2 protein-coding genes are annotated in these 2,208 nt (G+C 63.6%); both read right to left on the bottom strand.

Annotated features, from left to right (window positions below):
• Nucleotides 1-1,615: hypothetical protein (locus tag ACTNBB_RS08995; protein ID WP_441071091.1), on the bottom strand; the 1,615-nt coding region annotated here is incomplete at its 3' end.
• Nucleotides 1,599-2,208 (bottom strand): tyrosine-type recombinase/integrase (locus tag ACTNBB_RS08990; RefSeq protein WP_441071089.1); only part of this gene is annotated, 610 nt, incomplete at its 5' end. The genes ACTNBB_RS08990 and ACTNBB_RS08995, both read right to left, overlap by 17 nt.

Raw genomic sequence — 2,208 nt, 5'->3', positions numbered from 1 at the left:
GGAAGAAGGCCCTGCAGCTGCACAGGTACCCGCTGAGCGTGCTCGGTGCAAGGCCCTCCTTGCTCAGATGCGAGAGCACGGCAAGGATATGCAGCTCACCCACGTCCTCCGGGCGGGCGATGCCGTACTCGCCGCCGAGGATCGCGAGCACGCGCAGCAGGTCGCCCATCGCCTCCGGGATCCGCCCCAATGCGCGGGGGTTGTCAGCCGAGGCTGCCCTCCGGTAGAGAGACCTCAGGAACTCCCTCGCGTCTTGCTGGAAGGCGCCCGCGCTTCCCAGCGAGGAGAAGTCGACCGACCTTCCTGTGAACGTCTCCCCCTTGGGGATGTAGATCCACACCTCCGCCTTGTCGCTGGCCACATCGTCGGCGTTGCCGTCGAACATTAGCCTGCGCAGGCCGGCGATCTTGCCCTCGAGATGCTCGTCGAAGGCGCTGGCGAGGGCGGGGGTCCGCCTCGTCATCCTGAATGCCGCGCACATCCTCGCGTCCTCGGCTGCCAAGTGCTCCTTGAAGTCGCGACGGAATCTGTGGAGGGGCAAGATCGGCCCCCTCGGAGAGTCGGGGGCCAGGTACCTGCCGGCGAAGAACGCATCGTATGCGCCCAGGAGCTCCTCGAAGCTGACGCCGCCTGGCAGTTCCGGTGCCGGCAACTGGGAGTCACCTGCGACAAGCAGTCCAGCAGGGACGGAGCTCTTGTCAACCCGCACAGCTTTCTCGTCGTAATAGGCGCGTTCCTCCGCGCTGAGATCTAGGAATTCATATACGGTGGTCCGGTTAGAGGTCGTAGCGTACGCAGCGTACGTGTAGGGCAACATCTCCCTAGCGATTACTTCATGCAGCCTGCGATAGTCCCACCGCTTGCCGTGCCCCCTCTCTCTGTGCTTTCGGTACCTCCCGACAGGGCGCCAGGAGAACCCGAAGATGTACGCGGTCAGGCGCGGGTAGGTGAAGTGTCGGTAGTTGCGATCGGACAGCCCCGAGGCATACTTCTCTGCCATGTCGCGCACATACGCCGCGAACTCCTCCTCGCCGATCTCCTCGACAACACAGTTGTCGAGCCACATCAGGAAGGAGTCGTGAGCTCTTCTGAAGTATCTTCCGTTGAACTCCTCGCGGACCGCTGCAAGGGGTTCCCGATGATTGATGGCCTCGACGGCGCGGTCCCCGATCTGCACCGGGAAGCGGTGATAGGTGTAGAAGCGCTCCATGTACGTCTCGCCAAAGATACGTATCAGGGGGTTAACGCGGTCCCTGACCTGGTAGGTCAACCCGGTTATCACCTTGAAGAGCTTCTTTATGCCGGGCTTTTCCCAGGCTTCCTCGTCCTCGTGCATGGAGACGAGCACGTCGAGGAAGTAGTCGCTCAGCTCCTCCTCCGAGAACATGGAGGTCAGGGCAAGACGACACAGGGTCCCATAGCTATATGTCCCCTTCAGCGACTCCTCCAGGCCCTCGCAGGAGGGCAGCGGCGTGCGCGACTCCACGCAGGCGGCCAAGGCAGCAAAGTCGCTCACCGTCGCCGTGTCTGCGACATGGGTGTAGTTGTTGCTGCGCTTCGCACCCCCGGAGTTGTCCCTGATGTGCTCGAGCGCCTCCTCAGGTTGCCTGATCATCGGCGCGCCTCTTCTCCTTGGCTGCTTCGAGCCTCTTCCAGTTCTCGACGGCGGTCACCCTGTCCTGCCTGTTCTTGTAGGGCTCGGCAGACTCCATGCTCTTCCAGCCCATGATGTCCAGGATCTGGTTGTCGGTGAGGGAGGCGGGGTCTAGGGCCTGCTGCCTGAGGAGCTCCTCCATCTTCGTGCTCCTGCCGGAGTGGGTGCGCACCTTGGCGGGGTCGAGGCCGGCGTGCTTGGCGGCGCGCTTGATGATCTCGAGCGCGTTGTGGTAGGCCATCGGCTTGCCGAAGCTGCCCTCGCGCTCGCGCAGGTTCAGGAAGATCTCGGTCGGTATGAGCACTCCGGAATCGATCAGCTTCCCCTCGACGGCGCTGCGCTCGTTGTAGAGGTACTCCTCCAGCAGGCGCCGCGAGCGCTCCGACAAGACGCAGACGCGCCCCTCGCCCTCGCGCCTGCCCTTGCTGCGGAACAGCTTCAAGGTGCCCTCGTCGGCGCGGTAGAGGTCGATCTGGGCGGAGAGGATCTCGTCGATGCGAAGGCCGTCGAGCGAGAGGGAGAAGACCGCCTTGTCGCGGTAGGTGCGGAAGTTG

The organism is Collinsella sp. HCP28S3_B9, assembly GCF_052066095.1.
Lineage (GTDB): Bacteria > Actinomycetota > Coriobacteriia > Coriobacteriales > Coriobacteriaceae > Collinsella.
The sequence above is the reverse complement of the archived record's forward strand: the minus strand, read 5'-3'. Positions and strand labels throughout refer to the sequence as shown.